Annotated in this window: 19 protein-coding genes and 1 pseudogene; 9 read left to right on the top strand and 11 right to left on the bottom strand. The window is 57.4% G+C overall.

Annotation, left to right across the window (positions count from 1 at the left end; translation table 11 throughout):
* Positions 1 to 56: 56 nt before the first annotated feature.
* Positions 57 to 296, top strand: coding sequence for a YebV family protein (locus RTE01_RS09645; RefSeq protein WP_041146212.1), 240 nt, complete (start codon positions 57 to 59; stop codon positions 294 to 296).
* Between the two features lie 97 nt (positions 297 to 393).
* Positions 394 to 585 carry a YdfD/YebW family protein gene (locus tag RTE01_RS09640; RefSeq protein ID WP_041146213.1) on the top strand — a complete coding sequence of 64 codons (192 nt, stop codon included), beginning with the start codon at positions 394 to 396 and terminating at the stop codon, positions 583 to 585.
* On the opposite strand, the gene pphA is transcribed toward RTE01_RS09640, so the two are convergent.
* The gene (pphA, locus tag RTE01_RS09635; RefSeq protein WP_115192393.1) at positions 582 to 1235 is read right to left on the bottom strand and encodes a protein-serine/threonine phosphatase; all 654 of its coding nucleotides are present in this window, start codon (positions 1233 to 1235) and stop codon (positions 582 to 584) included. The genes RTE01_RS09640 and pphA overlap by 4 nt on opposite strands.
* A 163-nt stretch (positions 1236 to 1398) precedes the next feature.
* On the opposite strand from pphA, the gene RTE01_RS09630 reads away from it, so the two are divergent.
* On the top strand, positions 1399 to 2358 hold the full coding sequence (locus tag RTE01_RS09630; RefSeq protein WP_115192392.1) for a VirK/YbjX family protein: 960 nt from the start codon (positions 1399 to 1401) through the stop codon (positions 2356 to 2358).
* Positions 2359 to 2463: 105 nt separating this feature from the next.
* On the top strand, positions 2464 to 2607 hold the full coding sequence (locus RTE01_RS09625) for an Ecr family regulatory small membrane protein (protein WP_141334947.1): 144 nt from the start codon (positions 2464 to 2466) through the stop codon (positions 2605 to 2607).
* Positions 2608 to 3214: 607 nt separating this feature from the next.
* On the opposite strand, the gene RTE01_RS09620 is transcribed toward RTE01_RS09625, so the two are convergent.
* The 3 genes from RTE01_RS09620 to yobA are packed head-to-tail and all read right to left on the bottom strand — an operon-like array spanning position 3215 to position 4817.
* Positions 3215 to 3553, bottom strand: a complete 339-nt coding sequence (locus RTE01_RS09620; RefSeq protein WP_041146216.1) for a YebY family protein — start codon at positions 3551 to 3553, stop codon at positions 3215 to 3217.
* Between the two features lie 16 nt (positions 3554 to 3569).
* A complete protein-coding gene (gene copD / locus RTE01_RS09615; RefSeq protein WP_076947338.1) occupies positions 3570 to 4439 on the bottom strand; it encodes a copper homeostasis membrane protein CopD in 870 nt (289 codons plus the stop codon).
* A 3-nt stretch (positions 4440 to 4442) separates the two neighbouring features.
* Complete coding sequence (gene yobA, locus RTE01_RS09610) at positions 4443 to 4817, bottom strand: CopC domain-containing protein YobA (protein WP_134526701.1); 375 nt, start codon at positions 4815 to 4817, stop codon at positions 4443 to 4445.
* A 125-nt stretch (positions 4818 to 4942) separates the two neighbouring features.
* Between yobA and RTE01_RS09605 the strand changes: the two genes are divergently transcribed.
* Together RTE01_RS09605 and exoX are read left to right on the top strand one after the other, a co-directional pair.
* A complete protein-coding gene (locus tag RTE01_RS09605; protein ID WP_041146219.1) occupies positions 4943 to 5173 on the top strand; it encodes a DNA polymerase III subunit theta in 231 nt (76 codons plus the stop codon).
* 78 nt (positions 5174 to 5251) lie between these two features.
* Positions 5252 to 5911 (top strand): exodeoxyribonuclease X, encoded by a 660-nt coding sequence (gene exoX / locus RTE01_RS09600; protein WP_041146220.1) that lies wholly within the window; start codon positions 5252 to 5254, stop codon positions 5909 to 5911.
* Between the two features lie 9 nt (positions 5912 to 5920).
* Here the strand turns inward: exoX and ptrB are convergent, their stop codons facing one another.
* From ptrB to RTE01_RS09585, 3 genes are all read right to left on the bottom strand, one after another.
* The gene (gene ptrB / locus RTE01_RS09595; RefSeq protein WP_134526704.1) at positions 5921 to 7981 is read right to left on the bottom strand and encodes an oligopeptidase B; all 2061 of its coding nucleotides are present in this window, start codon (positions 7979 to 7981) and stop codon (positions 5921 to 5923) included.
* A 267-nt stretch (positions 7982 to 8248) separates the two neighbouring features.
* Positions 8249 to 8908 carry a tellurite resistance TerB family protein gene (locus tag RTE01_RS09590; protein WP_134526707.1) on the bottom strand — a complete coding sequence of 220 codons (660 nt, stop codon included), beginning with the start codon at positions 8906 to 8908 and terminating at the stop codon, positions 8249 to 8251.
* Between the two features lie 96 nt (positions 8909 to 9004).
* A complete protein-coding gene (locus RTE01_RS09585; RefSeq protein WP_141334945.1) occupies positions 9005 to 9394 on the bottom strand; it encodes a YebG family protein in 390 nt (129 codons plus the stop codon).
* 138 nt (positions 9395 to 9532) lie between these two features.
* Here RTE01_RS09585 and purT point away from each other — a divergent pair, with 138 nt between their 5' ends.
* Positions 9533 to 10711 (top strand): formate-dependent phosphoribosylglycinamide formyltransferase, encoded by a 1179-nt coding sequence (gene purT, locus RTE01_RS09580; RefSeq protein WP_141334943.1) that lies wholly within the window; start codon positions 9533 to 9535, stop codon positions 10709 to 10711.
* Between the two features lie 51 nt (positions 10712 to 10762).
* Here the strand turns inward: purT and RTE01_RS09575 are convergent, their stop codons facing one another.
* From RTE01_RS09575 to zwf, 3 genes are all read right to left on the bottom strand, one after another.
* A complete protein-coding gene (locus RTE01_RS09575) occupies positions 10763 to 11404 on the bottom strand; it encodes a bifunctional 4-hydroxy-2-oxoglutarate aldolase/2-dehydro-3-deoxy-phosphogluconate aldolase (RefSeq protein ID WP_134526712.1) in 642 nt (213 codons plus the stop codon).
* A 39-nt stretch (positions 11405 to 11443) separates the two neighbouring features.
* Complete coding sequence (gene edd / locus RTE01_RS09570; RefSeq protein WP_041146226.1) at positions 11444 to 13255, bottom strand: phosphogluconate dehydratase; 1812 nt, start codon at positions 13253 to 13255, stop codon at positions 11444 to 11446.
* Between the two features lie 220 nt (positions 13256 to 13475).
* Positions 13476 to 14951 carry a glucose-6-phosphate dehydrogenase gene (zwf, locus tag RTE01_RS09565; RefSeq protein WP_041146227.1) on the bottom strand — a complete coding sequence of 492 codons (1476 nt, stop codon included), beginning with the start codon at positions 14949 to 14951 and terminating at the stop codon, positions 13476 to 13478.
* Positions 14952 to 15271: 320 nt separating this feature from the next.
* Here zwf and RTE01_RS09555 point away from each other — a divergent pair.
* Together RTE01_RS09555 and pyk are read left to right on the top strand one after the other, a co-directional pair.
* Positions 15272 to 16176: pseudogene (locus RTE01_RS09555) on the top strand (MurR/RpiR family transcriptional regulator).
* A gap of 125 nt (positions 16177 to 16301) precedes the next feature.
* Complete coding sequence (gene pyk / locus RTE01_RS09550) at positions 16302 to 17744, top strand: pyruvate kinase (protein ID WP_041146228.1); 1443 nt, start codon at positions 16302 to 16304, stop codon at positions 17742 to 17744.
* 101 nt (positions 17745 to 17845) lie between these two features.
* On the opposite strand, the gene RTE01_RS09545 is transcribed toward pyk, so the two are convergent.
* Positions 17846 to 19180 carry a 2-hydroxycarboxylate transporter family protein gene (locus RTE01_RS09545; RefSeq protein WP_041146229.1) on the bottom strand — a complete coding sequence of 445 codons (1335 nt, stop codon included), beginning with the start codon at positions 19178 to 19180 and terminating at the stop codon, positions 17846 to 17848.
* Between the last annotated feature and the right edge of the window lie 310 nt (positions 19181 to 19490).

Raw genomic sequence — 19490 nt, 5'->3', positions numbered from 1 at the left:
AAAATGGCGGCCTTAACTGGTCGTACCACAACTCAGCAGACAAACGGGGTGAATTTATGAGTAAAACAAACATACGCATCGGCGCGTTTGAAATAGACGACGCCGAACTGCACGGCGAACAGCAGGGGGAGCGAACGTTAAGCATTCCCTGCAAATCCGATCCGGATTTGTGTATGCAGCTCGACGGTTGGGATGCTGACACCAGCGTTCCGGCTATTCTCGATGGCCGACATTCCGTTCTCTACCGTAAGCACTACGATCAACAATCTGACGCCTGGGTCATGCGCGTAGCCTGACTCAAAAAGAACCCGTCGCCTAAGACGGGTTATTTACCCCCTTTCTCGTTAAACTCCCCTATACTTATTAGCATGTTAACCTGAACATGTGGCCAGGATGTTTGCCTTAGTTTTGTTCATTTGTTACCTGGACGGCGGCTGCGAGGACATTGTCGTGGATGTTTACGACGACGAACGACGCTGTGTGGTCGCCATGGACGATCAGCGGATCCGCCATGGCGGCTGCTTTCCGGTAGAAGATTTTATCGACGGTTTCTGGCGCCCCGCCAGCGAATACAGCGATTTCTAGCCTGCCTGCTGCAGCTGCACGAGGGTTAGCTCACCGCCAAAGACGGCCCCGGTATCAATATAGTGCTGGTTATCGCTGTCGTAGCGCTGCCTGAGCGGCGTATGGCCAAACCAGAAATGATCGGCGCCGCCAATCGCCCCGTGTCGTCCAGCCAGATGCTCCGTCAGGCGCTGACGGTTCCACAGGACCTGAGTTGCATCCACCGGCTGCTGCCAGCGATAGCACGCCGCCGGATAATCTGCGTGGGCAATAACGTGGGTCTGCGAGCCGGCGCGGAGCTCAATAATCAACGGCAGCCGACGGCAGCGGGCAAAGAGCGGCGCCATCTGCCGCCGCGCCTCCGACGAACTCTCCTGATACCAGCGCCCGCCGTTGAGCATCCACAGCGCCATCTTTCCGCTCTCCTGCGCCTCCAGCGCCATCTGCTCGTGGTTGCCCCGCACCGCGCGAAACCAGCGCCGGTCAAGGAGGCCCAGCGTTGCGGCGCTTTGCGGCCCGCGATCGATCAGATCGCCCACGGAGATAAGCAGATCCTGGTACGGGTCAAACCTGAGCAGCCGCAGCTTCGCCGCCAGCAGCGCAAGGCAGCCGTGCAGGTCTCCGACGAGCCAAATATTACGCCAGAGTGAACCATCAAGATGCTGATACATATTGATCCTCCTGCCACAATTATAGCGAGATATTTCTCCTGTTCTCCTCCCTGAAACACACTTCAATAAAATTTAAACGAAACGGAAATATAGTCCGCCAGGGCATTAATCTCGCGCCTGACTCTCATTAAAATAGAGGCTAAATAACGCCGAGGTATTCATCGTGACGGACAATAGCCTGCATTCAGCCTACGTACTACAGCCACAGACAAATCTAATTACCGATCTGGTGATGGGCAGACTTATTCCCGCACCAATTTGGCAAAAGCGTAATTACCGGCTTAAGTTCCTGCTGCGAACCGCATTATTTTATACGCCAACCCGGACCATGCTGGATAATCTCGCGGCGCGGCCCAACTTCAGCCAGCTGCTCGCCGCTCAGGTGACGCTGCCGGGAAAAGTTCATCGTCAGTACCTGAGGCGCGGGCTCAACGCCGGCCAGCGCGCCGCGGCGATCGTCAGCCACTATCAGTATATCGATACCTTACCCGCCGGCCGGCTGGGTGCCGCCATGACCGCGGTGCAGGAGATGCCGCTGCTGGCGCTGCAGGGCAAAGATGACGCCCGGTTTACGCTGTCCGCCTCCTCGGCCGGGAAAGCCGAGCGCGAAGGCGAGACCACGCTTTGGCTGCGCGACGGGAGCCAAACGCTGCTGGCCAGCGCGACGTTTAGCGTGGTGCGCGACCAGGAGCAGTGGCAGCTGACCATCGGCGGGCTGCAGGGGCCGCGGCGCAACGTCCCGCACGAGGTGATAAAACAGGCTACCCGTGCCTGCTACGGCCTGTTTCCTAAACGCCTGCTGCTGGAGTTTATCTGGGCGCTGGCGGCGCAAAGCAATATCCAGGCAATTTATGGCGTGAGCGATAACGGCCACGTTTTCAGAGCATTACGCTATCGTTTAAGTAAAGGACGCCACTTCCACGCCAGCTATGACGAGTTCTGGAAGTCTATTGAGGGCGAGGCCGACGGCGCGTGGCGCTGGCGCTTACCGCTGCGCCTTGAGCGCAAGTCGCTGGAGGAGATTGCCAGCAAAAAGCGCGCCGAGTATCGCCGCCGCTTCCAGCTGCTCGACGAGCTGAACGCCGAGGTTATCGCCCTCACCGCCGGCTCCCGCCAGGCGTAGCTTGCCAATAAATAAACGCCGTTTTCACAACGGCGTTTGCATCTTATCCTGCGGTTTCGTTACTATCATCACTTCTTCGTTTCCGTTCAGGTAGCCATTGAAGTTATGAGTAAAGCAGAAGCAGTGCTGTTGGCTATCGTCTTGATTATTTTGACGGCTTCCCTGTGGTTTATTTTCAGCGGCGAAATCTGGTCCCTGGTCAGCTATCTGGAGACGCAGCTATATCCCTCTTTAGTGGCGCCGGAATAATCCCTTTGGTTTATTTACACACGCCAGCTGCGCGTTTTTTTGCGGCATAAAAGTAACTAAAAATAAGCCTCGGGTCGCGTTGACAGCATCTAACTCAATTATCTGACAAAAATTTATGCCCGCCCACCCGATGAATGTCGCTAGAGAATGAGGAATGGGAGCCTTTTTCGCAAAACCCGCGATCGCCATCTCCTCTAATGCAAGAGGTGCAAAGCACATCCCGCGCGCTGTTTTTCTGTAAAGGAAATGTGAATGCGTTTTTTGTTGTGGTATAAGGGGAAAAGGTCGCGTCGGGAAATGAGGGATCGTCTCGGGCCTTGCTAGATAATACTTTGAAAGATATAGATAAAAAGAGACCGAACACGATTCCTGTATTCGGTCCAGGGAAATGGCTCTTGGGAGAGAGCCGTGCGCTAAAAGTTGGCATTAATGCAGGCTAAGTCGCCTTGCCTTATAAGAATAGTTTACCGCGTCAGGTTTTCCAGTCCGCAACAAAAGTGGGCCAATAATTCCTGGTAAAATCGCGGAAAGGCATAAAAAAACCGCCGTCCCTGTTGCAGGGAAACGGCGGTTTTTTCATTTTAATACAGTCAGATAGTTCTAAAGATCAGCAAAGTTTTTGCGCTCGCTCGATAAAGGGTGCCAGGCTCATTTTTTGCCCCGGATGCTGGGGGTCATCGACCTGGATCACAGAAATCGGCTGACCGCTGGTTTTACCGGCCTTAACCTGCTCAATAGCAATATCATTTAACGGATACTGCACCAGCGTGCTGGGATTGATGGCGAACAGCGCATTTCCCGGACGACAGGTCAGCATCACCTCTTCACGGTTAAATGCCCAGCTATCCTTACCGACTTCAAAGCGGCTAACGGTGATAACCTGCGGGGCCGCAAGTGCGGCGCCGGAGCTTGCCAGTAACATCAGTGTCAGAACAATTTTTTTCATGATTTAACCAGTTAATTCAATAAGGTTCCCAGGTCGCAAACAGGCTGACGGCCAGCAGCGCCAGCGCCCCCAGCGCCATCTCCACCTGCGTGGTTCGCAAAATGAGCCGCTCTGCCCGCGCGTCGTTCAGCGACATTCGAGGTACCAGAACATACCGGTTCACCAGCGCGATTGCCACCATCCCCGCGACCAGAGCACATTTGATCAACAGCATTCGGCCCCACGGCGAATCGCTGAAAAATCCGCCCTGAATCAGCAGCGTATTCACCATGCCGCTGGCAATAGTGCCGGCCACCGCCAGATGCCCGTAGCGCGAAAAGCGCATCATGGCGCTAATCGCCGCCTGCCGCCAGCGCCCCTGCAGCAAACGCAGGCAGTAGATAAACGGCAGCAGCCCGCCAAACCAGCCGGCGACGCAGAACAGATGCACGGCATGATTGGCGCGCTGCAGCGCCCCCAGCCCGCCTTCGCTCATCGCCGCATGGCCCACGCCCGCCAGTAAAAGCAGCTGCGCGCAAAGCAGCACCAGCAGCAGTCGCGCCGAATGGTGCGGCTTAAGCCAGACGACGATAAGCGTGACCCAGGCCAGCAGAATTTGCCACACCCAGACGCTGCCAAACCGCGTGCCGGCGACGGCCTGCCAGATAGCGGGCTGCCAGACATCGGGCCAGCCTTCGCCCATCAGGCCGCCCTGCGCCATTAGCATCAGCAGCGCTGAAAGCGCGCTGATCAACAGCAGATGGCGCAGTAGCGGATAAAATCGCTGCATCAGCAGGCGACGCAGCGTCGATGGCGCCCACCACGCGCCGTACAGCACGCAGCCGAAAGCCACCATCAGCGAGCCGAAGTGGACAAACCGTAGGATGATATAGAGTGACGCGAGCATCGTTTATTTAACGGTAAAGTGGTACTGCCCTTTGGTCTTATGACCGTCGACGGAGACCACGTGCCAGTCAACGGTATAGTCTCCCGGCGATAAGGGCTGCGACAGCGGGACCACCAGCTGCGCTTTATTATCATCGCTAAGCGCCAGCTTGCCGGTCGCCACCGCGTTTTGCTGAGGGCCGCTAAGCGTCACGCCGCTGAAGCGGGTTTCGATACCCTCGGAAAAGCTCAGCGTTAGCGCCTGCGGCGAGGCGTTCACCGTCGAATCCGCGGCGGGAGTTTGCTGCTGCAGGTGCGCGTGGGCGAAAGCGCCGGCGCTGGCCAGGAAACCGGCGAGAAGAGCGGCTGCGCGCAGCGTGCTTGCGGCGAGGATACGCATAATCGTCATTCCTTTTCGTTATGTATGTAGCACAGAGAATAACCCTGTATAATGGCGTAGTCGAGCCATGCGTATCAGTCTTAGGTCACGCTCGGCAAGCTTTAGGTATCATCCAGGAGAAACCAATGGAAAATAATCTGGCAAAAATCTCGCAGGACGAGATGGACAAGGTCAACGTCGATCTTGCGGCGGCCGGCGTCGCCTTTAAAGAACGTTATAATATGCCGGTGGTCGCCGATTTGGTCGAAAGAGAGCAGCCTGCTCATCTCCGGGACTGGTTCCGCGAACGCCTGATCGCCCATCGACTGGCATCCGTATCACTCTCACGCCTGCCCTATGAACCCAAAACAAAATAATTCAGCCCCCCTGTGGAGACCCGGGTTGGCAAGACCGGCACATTCTATTACGCTGACCCCTTTGACCAGGAGCGCGCTATGCTACGCGTAATCGATACAGAAACCTGCGGACTGCAGGGCGGCATCGTAGAGATCGCCTCTGTCGATATTGTCGATGGCCAGATAACCAATCCGATGAGCCATCTGGTCCGCCCCGATCGCCCTATCAGCCCGCAGGCGATGGCCATTCATCACATCACCGAAGAGATGGTCGCCGACCAGCCGTGGATTGAAGAGATTGTCCCGCACTATTTGGGCAGCCCGTGGTACGTCGCCCACAACGCCAGCTTTGACCGGCGGGTGTTGCCGGAGATGCACGGCGACTGGATTTGCACCATGAAGCTGGCGCGCCGCCTGTGGCCGGGGATTAAATACAGCAACATGGGGCTTTATAAGTCGCGCAAGCTGAACGTCGCCACGCCCGCCGGCCTGCACCACCACCGCGCGCTGTATGACTGCTATATCACCGCCGCGCTGCTGCTTGATATTATCAACGTCTCCGGCTGGTCGCCTGACGATATGGCGACCATCACCGGCCGTCCGGCGCTGTTGACCACCTTTACCTTTGGTAAGTATCGCGGCAAGCCGGTGGCGGAAGTGGCGGAAAACGATCCGGGCTATCTTCGCTGGCTGTTCAACAATCTGGATCGGATGAGCCCCGAGCTGCGCTTAACCCTCAAACACTATCTCGGGGACTAAGCGCCGGTCCTAGACGTCGGCCTGGCCTGGCAGCGTGCCCTGCGCCAGGCCTATCAGAAACGCGTACTCGAGAGCCACGCCCTCATAGCTTTTAAAACGCCCCGATTTCCCGCCGTGCCCTGAGTCCATATCGGTACACAGCAGCAGCAGATTATCGTTCGTCTTCAGCTCACGCAGCTTCGCGACCCATTTTGCCGGTTCCCAGTACTGCACCTGGGAGTCGTGTAGCCCGGTGGTCACCAGCATATGCGGATAGGCCTGAGCCGTTACGTTATCGTAGGGGCTGTAGCCCTTCATATAGCGATAATAGGTCTCATCCTGCGGGTTGCCCCACTCTTCAAACTCCCCGGTCGTTAGCGGAATGGACTCGTCGAGCATGGTGGTGAGCACGTCAACAAAGGGGACCTGCGCCACCACGCCGTGAAACAGCTCCGGGCGCTGGTTGATGGCCACGCCCATTAGCATTCCACCGGCGCTGCCGCCCATACCGTAGCACAGCTGCGGGTCGCCGTAGCCCTGCTCGATCAGCGCATCGCAGACGTCGAGGTAATCGTTGAAGGTATTGTTCTTACAAAGAAACTTGCCGTCTTCGTACCACTGCTGCCCCAGCTCGCCGCCGCCGCGCACGTGGGCGATGGCGAAAACGAAGCCGCGGTCGAGCAGGCTCAGGCGACTGGCGCTGAAATCCGCATCCTCGCTGGCGCCGTAGGACCCGTAGGCGTAGACCAGCAGCGGGCTGGCGCCGTGGCGGAAATATTCGTGTCGGTAGACCAGCGAGACCGGAACCTCAACGCCGTCACGGGCCTGAATCCACAGATGCTCGCTGCGGTAATGGCTGGCATCGAAACCTTTGACCTCCTGCTGCTTGAGAACGCGGCGTTCACCGGTATCCATATCCAGCTCAAACAGCGTATCCGGCGTGGTCATCGAGGAGTAGCCGTAGCGTAAGCGCGCGGTTTCCGGCTCCGGATTATAGGCAAGCCAGGTGACGTAGGCCGGGTCATCAAAGGCAATCCCCACCACTTCCCAGGTCTTGCGGTTGATCTGCCGCAGGCTGGTAAGCCCGTGCTGACGCTCCTCCACCACCAGCCAGTCGGTAAACAGGGTAAAGCCTTCCAGCATCACGTCATCACGCGGCGGGATCAGAGCCTGCCACTGCTGCTCGTCGCGCTGATGCGTGCGGTAGAGGCCGAAGTTTTTGCCTTCCCGATTTGAGCGCAGGTAGAACGCGTGCTGATAGTGATCGAGGCTGTATTCATGATCTTTGCGCCGCGGCAGAAAGCACACCGGCTCGGCGTCGGGCATTTCAGCATTCAGCAGCCGCACTTCGCTGGTGGTCGCGCTGGCAAGGTAGATAACCACGAACTGCTGCGAGGTGGTCTTGTGCACGCTGACGTAAAAGGTTTCATCCTGCTCTTCGTACACCAGCACGTCCACATCCGTCGGGGTGCCGACGGTATGTCGCCAGACCTGATACGGCAGCAGCGTGGTGGGGTGTTTACGGACGTACCACAGCGTGCATGAATCGTTGCTCCAGGCGAATTCCGGGGAGACGTTCTCCAGCACTTCGGGATACCAGCTGCCGTCGGAGAGGTTGCACAAACGCAGGCTGTACTGCCGCCGGGAGAGGTAATCTTCCGCCAGCGCCATCAGCGCGTTGTCCGGGGAGATCCCCAGCCCGCCGAGAGTGTAGAACTCGCTTTTCGCCGCGCGCTGATTGCTATCGAGCAGCAGATCCCACGGGTCCCACTCCTCTTTCAGCACCGACTGGCGCTGGTAAATGGCGTATTCGCAGCCCGGCTCATAGACCTGACGATAGCGATAGCCATTTTTACTGTAAGGCGCGGAGACTTCGCGCTGGGGGATGCGATCGATGATCTCCTTCAGCACCCGGTCCTGCAGGCTGCGCTGGGTCTCCATCACCGCTTTTCCGTAGGCATTCTCCTCGCGCAGATACTCCAGAACCGCCGGCTGCGCGCGCTCGTCATCACGTAGCCAGAAGTAGTTATCAATACGCGTATCGCCATGTAAGGCCATAGCGTGGGGGATCCGTTTCGCTTTTGGTAGCATCTCTTTGTTCTTCTTCGGCTTAATTTATGCGCACAACGTTAATCGACGCGCGTCCGGACGGCAAGACAAGAAATCTTCCCGGCATCAATCGCTCTGTCCGAAGGGTTGAAAACGGCCACGGCGCTGTGACGCCCGGCCGCGGGGCAACCGCGGGTGAGATAACGCCGGAGAGAGAGTCATCTCCGGCCTGCGCGAGGTCAGGCCAGGAGATGACTGGTATATAAAGGGTGGCAAAAGTCGCCGGCGATGCAAGCGGAACGTGATGATTTAAGAGGAAAGAGCCTGCTTTTGTGCCTGAATATCCTGTTCGATCTCAGCGCGTACCTCCGCAGGGATCTTCAGCGCTTCGCCCAGCGCGTTGAGGTAGCTGCGCTCCATAAAGTGGTCGATATCAATCACCGCGCAGCTCAGATAGTAGACCTCCAGCGCGTCCTGCTCGCTGCTGATGCCCTGCGCCAGCCGCTGCGGATCGAGGGGCTGGGTGAGCGCGCGATCGATAAGCACCCGTCCCTGCACGTCGATATTGGCCGCGCGCAGCTGCTCTTCGATACTCGCCCGCTCGTTTTCATCAATATGCCCGTCGCTTTTGGCCGCAAAAACCAGCGCCTGAATCAGCCGCTCGCTGCGGGCATCAGGCTCAGGTGCAGCCGGAACCAGCCCGGCCGGCTGTGGCGAAGCGGCGCGCATCTTCTGCTGATACTTGTTCCACAGCACGCTTCCTGCCACCGCGCCGCCGCCAACCAGCAGCGCGCTGGTGCCGTATTTCGCCAGCAGCTTACGCGACGATTTACTGGCGACCAGCAGCCCCGCCAGGCCGCCCAGCGCGCCAGGCAGCAGCAGATTTTTACCGCCAGAGCGATCGTCAGATGAAGAAGATTGACCCTGCTGACCCAGCAGAGACTGAAGTTGATTAAGCCAGTTAGCCATAATTTCCTCGTTGCACAATAGGCGATGTCATCAGCCTAAACGACGAGATGTCAGGAAATGTTATCCATGGCTAAAGATGCGCAAATTCCGGGTGGCTCAGGCCGCTTTCGCCTTGCGCGGTTTGGCCACCGCTTTTTCCGCCGCGCCGTCGTCTATGCCGTCGTCCGCGCGGGCGCTGATGGCGTCATCGCTGGCGTCAGACGACGCCTGCTCTTCGTCATCCCCCTGCCCGGCGGCGTGCTCTTCCGCTTCGGGGAGTTTTCCGGACTTCATAATGTGATGTAAGGTGTCTTTACGCTCTGCCAGCCACATCGCCATTTCGTCACGCTGGGCTTCATCAAGCGTTAGCGGGCAGTCTACCAGCCAGTCGTTAAGGACCTCGGCAAGATCGAGCATTTTGTCGTAAGCATCGGCCTCTTTTTTGCTGGTAAAAGACATTTTTTCCTCACCTTCGCGAATCACCACATATTTGATTTCAACCGCCATTGTGCAGCCCCTTCTTTATACTGTGTTTATATACAGTATATCAAATTTAGGGCCAGGACTCAACTCACACGCATAAAGACAGACGCAAACGTTTTCGTTTATACTGCGGCGCATGTTTTTTTACTGCGGAAGAGAGTCATGACTGTATTAGGCACAGCGCTGCGCCCTGCGGCGACGCGAGTTATGCTGTTAGGTTCCGGCGAGCTGGGTAAGGAAGTCGCCATCGAGTGTCAACGTCTGGGCATTGAGACCATCGCCGTCGATCGCTACCCTGACGCGCCGGCCATGCAGGTTGCGCACCGTTCGCATGTCGTTAACATGCTGCACGGCGATGCCCTGCGCGCCCTAATTGAACAAGAAAAACCCGACTTTATCGTGCCGGAAATTGAAGCCATCGCCACCGATACGCTGGTCGAGCTGGAGCAGTGTGGGCAAAAAGTCGTTCCCACCGCGCGGGCCGCAAAGCTAACCATGAACCGCGAAGGCATTCGCCGCCTGGCCGCTGAAGAGCTGCAGCTCCCAACCTCATCCTATCGTTTTGCCGACAGTGAAGCCGCCTTTAACGACGCGGTGAGCGAAATTGGCCTGCCGTGTATCGTCAAGCCGGTGATGAGCTCTTCCGGCAAAGGACAAAGCTTTATCCGCCGTCACGAACAGCTGGCCGAAGCGTGGCAGTACGCCCAGCAGGGCGGCCGCGCCGGCGCAGGTCGCGTTATTGTCGAGGGCGTAGTGAACTTCGATTTTGAAATCACCCTGCTCACCGTCAGCGCGATCGACGGCGTGCACTTCTGCGCCCCGGTCGGCCACCGTCAGGAAGACGGCGACTACCGCGAATCCTGGCAACCCCAGCAGATGAGCGAGCTGGCGCTGGCGCGCGCGCAGGAGATTGCCCGCAACGTGGTGCTGGCGCTCGGCGGCTACGGCCTGTTCGGCGTCGAGCTGTTCGTGTGCGGTGATGAGGTGATTTTTAGCGAAGTCTCGCCGCGTCCGCACGATACCGGAATGGTCACGCTCATTTCGCAGGATCTGTCGGAGTTCGCCCTCCACGTCCGCGCCTTCCTCGGCCTGCCGGTAGGGGCGATTCGCCAGTATGGCCCGGCGGCTTCGGCGGTGATCCTGCCGCAGCTCACCAGCCGCGACGTCACCTTCGGCAACCTGCAGGCCGCGGTCGGCGCGGGCCTGCAGGTGCGCCTGTTCGGTAAGCCAGAAATTGACGGCTCCCGTCGCCTGGGCGTCACGCTGGCGGTGGCGGAGAGCGTGGATGAGGCGGTGGCGCGCGCCAAAGCCGCGGCGTCAGCGGTGGTGGTTGAGGGATAAAAAAAACCCGGTAGCGTTGCCGCTTACCGGGTCAGAACTGAGGCGCGAAAATTACTTCGCGCCTTCTACCGCTTCACGAGCCAGAGTGGTGATGCGGTCGTAATCGCCTGCTTCCAGCGCATCCGCCGGTACCAGCCATGAACCACCGATACACAGGACGCTGTTCAGCGCCAGGTAGTCGCGGTAGTTAGCCGGAGAGATCCCGCCGGTCGGGCAGAAACGAATGTGGGCGAACGGACCACCAATCGCCTGCAGCGCCTTCACGCCGCCGTTGGCTTCAGCCGGGAAGAATTTAAACTCTTTCAGGCCGTACTGAATGCCCAGCATCAGCTCGGATACGGTGCTGATACCCGGGATCAGTGGAATCGTCCCCTCTTCCGTTGCCGCCTTGAGCAGAGAATCGGTCAGGCCCGGGCTGATCGCAAACTGCGCTCCCGCCTCGGTCACTTCTTTCAGCTGTGCCGCGTTAGTTACGGTACCGGCGCCGACAATCGCGTCCGGGACTTCTTTAGCGATAGCGCGGATGGCATCCAGCGCGCATTCGGTGCGCAGGGTCACTTCCAGTACGCGTACGCCGCCTGCAACCAGCGCTTTTGCCATCGGCACGGCGTGTTCCAGCTTTTTCACCACGATCACCGGGACAACCGGGCCGGAGGTGAGGATTGCTTCTGCAGTTGTTTTCCAGTTTTTCATCAGAGTTTCTCTCTCGCCAGATCTACAAATTGTATGGTCTTAAAAAGTGATGCAGGTTGCGCCCTGTTCGGCTCCGGAGAGTTTCTCCCGCAGCGCAGAGAACATTTCACGACCGGTCCCGACGCGCGAACCGCTCAGGTCAGGAATATGCGGCTGCCGCGCGGCCAGTTCGGCATCGTCCACCAGCAGCGTCAGCTCGCCGGTCTGGCCGTTGACGCGGATGATATCGCCATCGCGGACCTTCGCCAGCAGCCCGCCGTCGTAGGCTTCAGGCGTGACGTGGATGGCTGACGGAACTTTGCCTGATGCGCCAGAGAGTCGCCCATCGGTGACTAGCGCTATTTTGAAACGGCGGTCCAATAATACACCAAGTGGCGGCATAAGTTTATGTAATTCTGGCATGCCGTTCGCTTTTGGCCCCTGATGACGAACCACCACCACGCAATCTTTGTCCAGCATCCCGGCCTCAAAAGCAGGCAGCACGTCGTGCTGGCTCTCAAAAATAACCGCCGGTGCTTCGATAACCTGGTTTTCCACCGGCACCGCCGAGGTTTTCATCACCGCGCGGCCAAGGTTACCGCTCAGGACTTTGGTGCCGCCGTGGCGAGAGAACGGCTTGTCGAAGGTCGCGATAACCTGGTCGTCGAGCGGCGCGCTTGCCCCTTCACGCCAGTCCAGCTCGCCGTTGTTCAGCCATGGCTCCATGGTGTAATGCGACAGCCCAAAGCCGGCCACGGTGTTGACATCTTCGTGCAGCAGCCCGCCTTTCAGCAGTTCGCGGATCAGCACCGGCACGCCGCCTGCAGCCTGGAAGTGGTTGATATCCGCCGGACCGTTCGGATAGAGGCGCGCCAGCAGCGGCACCACGTCCGACAGATCGGAGAAGTCATCCCAGTTGATGATGATGCCCGCGGCGCGCGCCATGGCCACCAGGTGCATCGTATGGTTTGTTGAGCCGCCGGTCGCCAGCAGCGCCACGATGCCGTTAACCACCACTTTCTCGTCGAACATTTTGCCCAGCGGCATCCACTCGTTGCCGTTGCCGGTCAGGCGGGTGACCTGGCGCGCGGCGGCGACGGTCAGCGCTTCGCGCAGTTCGGCATCCGGATGCACGAACGAGGAGCCCGGGAGCTGCATGCCCATAAACTCCACCACCATCTGGTTGGTGTTAGCCGTGCCGTAGAACGTACAGGTGCCCGGCGCGTGGTAAGAGGCGGCTTCGGACTCCAGCAGCGCCATGCGATCGACCTTACCTTCAGCGTACAGCTGGCGAATACGCACCTTCTCTTTATTCGCCAAACCGCTGGCCATCGGGCCGGACGGAATGAAGACGGACGGCAGATGACCAAAGGAGAGCGCAGCCATCGTCAGGCCGGGGACGATTTTGTCGCAGACGCCAAGATACAGCGCGCCGTCGAACATATTGTGCGACAGGCCGATGGCCGCAGACATGGCGATCACTTCGCGGCTCAGCAGCGAGAGCTCCATGCCGTCCTGCCCCTGCGTGACCCCGTCGCACATCGCCGGCACGCCGCCGGCAACCTGGCCAACCGCGTTCACCGAATGCAGCGCCTTGCGGATGATATTTGGATAGGACTCATAGGGCTGATGCGCGGACAGCATGTCGTTATAGGAGGTGATGATGGCAATATTGTTACGCAGCATGCTCTTCAGCGAGGCTTTATCATCCGACTGACAGGCAGCAAAACCGTGGGCCAGATTACCGCACGCCAGCTGGGCGCGATGGACGGTATCCGTTTTGGCCTGGTTAATCCGTGCGAGGTAGGCAGCACGGGTATCGCGCGACCGTTCGATAATGCGATTTGTTACCCGTAACATTGTCGAATTCATAAAGGCTCCTAAAAATTTATCTGTCCGGCCGCGGCATTTTTACGATGTCAGAAGATGTAAAAGGCACCAATGCTGCAGCTCAGAGGCAAAATGTCTGCCCGCAGTGTAATAAAAAAAGCTCCGGGGGTGAATCCTCCCGGAGCTTAAAAGATTATAAATTATGCGACTTTCTGCGTCAGATCATGTTACCGGTAAAATAACACCTCCGGATAACGAGCGCTTACTCGAATTCGTTCCACGAACGCCCGTCACGGGTGATCATCGCCACCGAGGCAACCGGTCCCCAGGTCCCCGCCTGATAAGGCTTCGGCGCATCGCGGTCGGCGGCCCAGGCTTCGGTAATGGAGTCAACCCACTTCCACGCCTCTTCCACCTCATCCCGGCGCACGAACAGCGCCTGGATCCCACGCATGGTTTCCAGCAGCAGACGCTCGTAGGCGTCGGCGAGGTGCGTTTGATTGAAGGTTTCCGAGTAGCTCAGATCCAGCTTGGTGATCTGCAGATTATGCTTGTGGTCAAGGCCCGGCACTTTGTTGAGCACCTGGATATCGACGCCTTCATCCGGCTGCAGGCGAATGGTCAGCTTGTTCTGCGGCAGCTCCTGCCAGTTCTCTTTGAACAGGTTCAGCTCCGGCGTCTTGAAGTAAACCACGACTTCAGAGCATTTGGTTGGCAGACGTTTACCGGTACGCAGGTAGAACGGTACGCCGGCCCAGCGCCAGTTGTCGATATCAACGCGGATCGCCACGAAGGTTTCGGTATTGCTGGATTTGTTCGCGCCCTCTTCTTCAAGGTAGCCCGGCACTTTTTTACCCTGTGCAAAGCCCGCGGTGTACTGGCCGCGTACCGTTTTCTCACGCACGTTGGCGCGATCGATACGACGCAGCGACTTCAGGACCTTAACTTTCTCATCGCGGATGCTATCTGCGCTGAGGTCCGACGGCGGGGACATGGCTATCATGCACAGGATCTGCAGCAGGTGGTTCTGGATCATGTCGCGCATCTGCCCGGCCTGATCGAAGTAGCCCCAGCGTCCTTCAATACCCACCTCTTCCGCTACGGTTATCTCAACGTGATCGATGGTGCGGCAGTCCCAGTTATTGACGAACAGGGAGTTGGCGAAGCGCAGCGCCAGCAGGTTGAGGACCGTTTCTTTACCGAGATAGTGGTCGATACGATAAACCTGGCACTCTTCAAAGAATTCACCGACCTGGTCGTTGATCTCGCGGGAGGTGTCAAGAGAGGTTCCCAGCGGTTTTTCCATCACCACGCGCGCCGGCTTAGCGTTCAGCTTCGCTTCGCCAAGGCCTTTGCAGATGGCGCCAAAGGTGCTTGGCGGCATGGCAAAGTAGTTGATGGTGACGCGATTTTTCTGGTCGAGCATTTTGCCCAGACGGGTAAAAGCTTTGGTGTCGTTAACATCAAGATTGCAGAACTCCAGGCGCCCGCTCAGGGTATCCCACAGCGCTTCATCAATCTTTTCCTTCATGAAGGTTTCCAGCGCTTCACGAACTACCTTGGTGTAAGCATCTTTATCCCAGTCAGCGCGTCCGACCCCGATGATGCGGGTATCCGGGTTGATCTGGCCAGCCTTCTCAAGCTGATACAGGGAAGGCAACAATTTACGACGCGCCAGGTCACCCTTCGCGCCGAAAATGACCAGATCGCATGCCTGGGCCGTTTGCGTTACCGCCATGTCATTCTCCTCAGTTGATAGTCTGGTGCTTATGCCAGGCTATAATTTGTAATTTTCTTACACTGCACTGTACTGTGTTTACGATTTTCCCGAAAGCCTCGGCCCCCCTTTCCAGGCGCTAAACCGCACGAGGAGAAAACTTCAGGCGACAATTTGGGCAGACGGCTAATATTGTTCGTTGTTTCGACCGGTTATCAGTTAATAAAATACGACTCTGATCATGTAATGAAAAAAAACAACATTTTTTTAGGTCATTCCTCCCCGCTGACGATTGCGGAGGGGTATATTCTTGCTAAAACGCCTGATGATTTCACCCATTAATGAAATCGCTTCCATTGATGAGCGCCTTGTTACCATGAATATGCTGGAAAAAATTCAGTCCCGGCTGGAACACCTTAGCAAATCCGAACGCAAAGTGGCCGAGGTCATTCTTGCGGAGCCCGCGCAGGCCATCCACTCAAGCATTGCCGCGCTCGCCCTGGAAGCCGGCGTCAGTGAACCCACCGTCAACCGCTTTTGCCGCAGCCTTGAAACCCGCGGCTTCCCTGATTTTAAACTGCATCTGGCGCAAAGTCTGGCGCACGGCACCCTCTATGTTAACCGCAATGTCGATGAAGACGACAGCGTAGAGTCTTACACCGGAAAAATTTTCGAGTCCGCGATGGCCAGTTTAGATCAGGTCCACCATTCTCTCGATATGTCCGCGGTTAATCGTGCCGTCGATCTTTTAACCCAGGCGAAAAAAATCGCCTTCTTCGGCCTCGGCTCCTCGGCCGCCGTGGCCCATGACGCGATGAATAAATTTTTTCGCTTCAACGTGCCGGTTATCTACTCCGATGACATTGTCCTGCAACGCATGAGCTGTATGAACTGCAATGATGATGACGTGGTGGTGATAATTTCCCACACCGGCAGAACGAAAAGTCAGGTTGAGCTGGCGCAGCTGGCCCGTGAAAACGATGCCATGGTTATCGCAATCACCTCGGCGGGAACGCCGCTGGCGCGCGAAGCAACGCTCTCCATTACGCTTGATGTTCCCGAAGATACCGATATTTATATGCCGATGGTCTCGCGCCTCGCCCAGCTGACCCTCATCGACGTGCTGGCTACCGGCTTTACCCTGCGCCGCGGCGCAAAATTCAGAGATAACTTGAAGAGGGTCAAGGAAGCGTTGAAAGAATCGCGTTTTGATAAAGAACTGCCCGTACACAGCGACAACCCATAAAACCAGATAATAAGTAGTGACCCATTACACCTTCGGTTACGTTTCAGCATAGCAATTTTACCGGCTGGCACGACCGATTCCATGTTCACGCAACACCAAAGTTGTTTTAGTCAACGGAGTATTACATGTCCAGAAGGCTTCGCAGAACCAAAATCGTTACCACCTTAGGCCCGGCAACCGACCGCGACAACAACCTGGAAAAGGTTATCGCTGCAGGCGCTAACGTCGTACGTATGAACTTCTCTCACGGTACCCCGGAAGATCATCAGATTCGCGCGGATAAAGTCCGCGTCATCGCGGCCAGACTGGGCCGCCACGTGGCCATCCTCGGCGACCTGCAGGGGCCGAAAATTCGCGTATCGACCTTCAAAGAAGGCAAAATTTTCCTCAATATCGGCGATAAATTCCTGCTGGACGCCGAGCTTGGCAAAGGCGAAGGCGACAAGGAAAAAGTCGGTATTGACTATAAAGGGCTGCCGGCGGACGTCGTGCCTGGCGATATCCTGCTGCTTGACGATGGCCGCGTTCAGCTGAAAGTGCTGGAAGTTCAGGGTCTGAAGGTCTTCACCGAAGTCACCGTCGGCGGACCGCTGTCCAACAATAAGGGCATCAACAAGCTGGGCGGTGGCCTCTCCGCCGAAGCGCTGACCGAAAAAGACAAAGCCGACATCCTCACCGCAGCAAAAATTGGCGTCGACTATCTGGCCGTCTCCTTCCCGCGCTGTGGGGAAGATCTGAACTACGCTCGCCGCCTGGCGCGTGAAGCGGGCTGCGACGCGAAGATCGTGGCGAAAGTGGAACGTGCGGAAGCCGTTTGCGATCAGGACGCGATGGACGACGTTATTCTCGCCTCCGACGTCGTAATGGTCGCCCGTGGCGATCTGGGCGTCGAGATCGGCGATCCGGAGCTGGTGGGTATTCAGAAGGCCCTGATCCGCCGCGCCCGTCAGCTGAATCGCTCGGTCATCACCGCCACCCAGATGATGGAGTCGATGATCACCAACCCGATGCCGACTCGTGCAGAAGTCATGGACGTAGCCAACGCCGTGCTGGACGGCACCGATGCGGTGATGCTTTCTGCTGAAACCGCAGCCGGCCAGTATCCGTCTGAAACCGTTGCTGCTATGGCCCGCGTCTGCCTCGGCGCGGAAAAAATCCCTAGCCTCAACGTCTCCAAACACCGTCTGGACATTCAGTTCGACAACGTGGAAGAAGCGATTGCCATGTCGGCGATGTATGCCGCGAACCACCTGAAAGGTGTAACCGCTATCATCACCATGACCGAATCCGGCCGCACCGCGCTGATGACCTCGCGCATCAGCTCCGGCCTGCCGATTTTTGCCCTCTCCCGTCATGAGCGTACTCTCAACCTGACCGCGCTGTACCGCGGCGTGACGCCGGTTCATTTTGACAGCACCAACGATGGCGTTGCCGCCGCTCACGATGCGGTAAACCTGCTGCGTGATAAAGGCTATCTGGTCTCTGGCGACCTCGTTATCGTCACCCAGGGCGACGTGATGAGCACCATCGGTAGCACCAACACCACGCGTATCCTGACCGTCGAATAAGCCATCGCGCTACCGACCCCGCGTACTACATACCTGCCGGCATAACGTCGGCAGGTATTTTTTTATCCCGGCTGTGCGCGGGCGCTCGCCGGGCAAAGGCATCACACCACCCAGTTCATCAGCAGCGTGGCGGCAATCACCGTCGAGGCCCCGCCGATACGGGTCGCAATCTGTGCAAACGGCATCAGCGACATTCGGTTAGAGGCAGACAGGATCGCAACGTCTCCGGTCCCGCCGAGGCCGCTATGGCAGCTGGTGACGATCGCCGCTTCCACGGGGTACATATTGAGGCGCGAGGCAATAAAGAACCCGCTCAGCGCCATGGCGATAACAATCGACCCGCACACCACCACGTAGCCGACGGAGAATACCGCGACCACGCTTTCCAGCGGCACGTACAGCATCCCAAGCCCGATCATCAGCGGCCACACCAGCGCCGCGGAGACAAATTTGTAGCAGCTGTAGGCACCGACCTCCATCGCCGCCGGGATCGCTTTGGTATATTTACAAATGACGGCAGCAAGGATCATCAGCACCGGGCCGGGAATATGCACCAGCTTCTCCAATAGCCCGCCGACGATGAAAAAGGCGCAAATCATCAGCAGCCCGCCGCCCATCAGCTGAAAGTCGGTTTGCTGCGGGCCCTGGGCCTGAGTGAAGACGCTGTTATCCTCATGGCTGCGGATCAGCATCCCGCTTCCGGACAGCTCGGGGCGACGAACGCCCAGCCTCGCCAGTACTCCGGCGCAAATAATCGCAAAGATGTTGCCGACGACCGCCGCCGGAGCCAGCTGCGCAACGTAGACGTCGGGGGTTTGCCCAAGGATCGCCGAATAGGCCAGCGAAAGCGGGAGAATGCCCTCGCCGATCCCTCCGCCGATGATCGGCACGATAATAAAGAAAAAGGTGTGGTACAGGCTGTAGCCAAACAGCGTCCCCACCAGCAGGCCGGTGAGGATGGCGACAACCGTCCCGACAACCAGCGGGACAAACATTCTGACCATCCCCTGAATCAGGATCACCCGATTCATCCCCAGGATGCTGCCCACCACCAGGCAGGCAATAACGAAATAAAGCAGATTGGCTTCTTTCATCAACAGATGCACCGTCGCCAGGGTGTGCGGGGCAAACATTTCGAAATAGACCAGCGCCGAAGGCACCATCAGACACAGTATCGCCGGGCCACCGATATCTTTCAGTATCGGGACCATGCGGCCGATTTTGGCAAACGCAAAGCCCAGGGTCATAATCACCGCCAGGCCACCGATCATATTTTTGGGCAATACGTTGGCGTAGGCGGCAACGGCCACAACGATCGCTATACCGACGAACAGCACCAGCGGAACGGACCCCACTTCCGCATTCCCCAGAATTCTGAGCGCGGGTCGGGCAGGCAGTGAATTTTCAATAGGATGATTTAGTGAATTATTTTCCATCTTTCACCTGACTTTTTATAAATAGCTATGTAGGGGCACAAATAACAGCAATGTTATTCAACCAGAATAAAATGAGAATAAAATAGTACACGAGCGTATTGAGCCTAAAAAAAGTAGCACAGCCATTGAACATAAAAAAGCCATGCGCCATTTTTCGTGGTGGTTTTGTGATTGACCTTGAATCTCAACTTTAAGTAATTTAAGTCGGCCTTTTGTAATTAAAATTATTGCCGTGGATATTTTTAACCGCCCTTAATGAAAACATCAGGTTACCGTCCATTGTATATTTGTAAGTAAAGTCCTCGGCGTA

Source organism: Klebsiella terrigena, from assembly GCF_006539725.1.
GTDB lineage: Bacteria > Pseudomonadota > Gammaproteobacteria > Enterobacterales > Enterobacteriaceae > Klebsiella > Klebsiella terrigena.
This window is presented reverse-complemented; position numbering and strand designations above follow the sequence as displayed.